We start from the raw sequence: 1,517 nt of genomic DNA, 5'->3' as shown, positions 1-1,517 counted from the left end.
GCCGCGCTCGAGCGCGGTGTGGACGTCCTCGTCGCCCGGGTCGGCGACGAACGCGCCCGAGACCACGTCAGCCTCGAGCGCCTCGAGCGCCTCGAGCATCCCGGTGAGCTCGTCGTCGGTGAGCAGACCCGCACCGCGCAGCACTCGCGCGTGCGCGCGCGATCCGGCGATGTCGTGGCGAGCGAGCCTCCAGTCGAAGTGGGTCGATACGCTCAGCGCCGCCAACGCGTCGGCGGGCCCGCCCGCGAAGCGGCCGCCCCACAGGCTGACGCGGCCGGAGGTGGGCTCGTGGGTCATTCCGTGTCTCCTTGGTCGTCACCGGCGCCGCGGCCGCCCTGGGCCAGCTCGAGGAACCGTGCCGCAGTGCTCGCACCGGCGCCGGGATCGGTGGTCACCACGAGCACGGTGTCGTCGCCGCCGATCGTGCCGAGCACCGACGGCATGACCGACTCGTCGATCGCCGAGGCGAGGAACTGGGCAGCGCCGGGCGGAGTCCGTAGCACCACGATGTTCGCAGAGGCGTCGGCGCGCACCAGCAGCTCGCCGCACAACCGGGCCAACCGCACCACGAGCTGTTCCGCCCCGGCGCCGCTCACGGGCGCGGTCGTGCCCTCGGGTGGCAGCGCGTACTGCAACGACCCGTCAGCGGTGCGGACCTTGTGCGCCCGCAGCTCCTCGAGGTCACGCGACAGCGTCGCCTGGGTGATGCTGACACCCTCGGCCGCGAGCTCGTCGAGCAGCTCGGCCTGGGACTGCACCGCGCCCTTCGCGAGCACCGCACGGATCAGTGCATGTCGCGCGGGCTTCGTCTGCGGTGAGCTCATCGCAGCAGCCAGGCCAGGATCGCCTTCTGAGCGTGCAGCCGGTTCTCCGCCTCGTCCCACACCACCGACTGCGGGCCGTCGATCACCTCGGCGGTGATCTCCTTGCCACGGTAGGCCGGTAGGCAGTGCAGCACCACGGCCTCGCTGCCCGCTCGCGCCAGCAGCTCGGCGTTCAGCTGGTACGCCAGGAACGGCGTCTCCCGTTCCGCGGCCTGTTCCTCGTGGCCCATCGACACCCAGGTGTCGGTCACCACCGCATCGGATTGCTCGACGGCGGAGGCCGGGTCGGTCGTCAGCGTCACCGAGCCACCGGTCTCGTTCGCGATCGCCTCGGCGCGCGTCACGATCTCGACGCTCGGCTGGTAGCCCTCCGGGGCACCGATCCGCACATGCATGCCCGCGCGCGCGCCCGCGAGCAGGTACGTGTGGGCCATGTTGTTGGCGCCGTCGCCCACGTAGGCGAGCGACCGGCCCGCCAGTGCCGGCCCCTCGGGTGCCAGCCCGCCGGTGTGCTCGGCGATGGTCAGCAGATCAGCGAGCCCCTGGCAGGGGTGGTAGTCGTCGGTGAGGGCGTTGACCACGGGCACCCCGGCGTAGGCGGCCATCTCCTCGATCCGGGCCTGCTCGTAGGTGCGCCACACGACCGCGGCGACCTGGCGGCCGAGCACCCGGGCCACGTCGGCCACGGATTCT

2 protein-coding genes and 1 pseudogene are annotated in these 1,517 nt (G+C 72.5%); all 3 read right to left on the bottom strand.

Annotation, left to right across the window (positions count from 1 at the left end):
- Nucleotides 1–297 (bottom strand): annotated as a pseudogene (locus ACOJSN_RS04520) (argininosuccinate lyase); the annotation flags it as partial.
- Nucleotides 294–824 (bottom strand): arginine repressor, encoded by a 531-nt coding sequence (locus ACOJSN_RS04515; RefSeq protein WP_420111319.1) that lies wholly within the window; start codon nucleotides 822–824, stop codon nucleotides 294–296. The pseudogene ACOJSN_RS04520 and the gene ACOJSN_RS04515, both read right to left, overlap by 4 nt.
- On the bottom strand, nucleotides 821–1,517 hold a 697-nt coding region (gene argF, locus ACOJSN_RS04510), incomplete at its 5' end, for an ornithine carbamoyltransferase (protein WP_420111318.1). The genes ACOJSN_RS04515 and argF, both read right to left, overlap by 4 nt.

Source organism: Pseudactinotalea sp. (genome assembly GCF_048594945.1).
Classification (GTDB): Bacteria; Actinomycetota; Actinomycetes; order Actinomycetales; family Beutenbergiaceae; genus Pseudactinotalea.
Note: the sequence above shows the minus strand (reverse complement) of the source record. Positions and strands in the feature narration are given on the sequence as shown.

What these genes read in the sequence shown, in the direction of transcription:
- ACOJSN_RS04515 (WP_420111319.1), bottom strand. Translation starts at nt 824, where the DNA reads ATGAGCTCACCGCAGACGAAGCCCGCGCGACATGCACTGATCCGTGCG.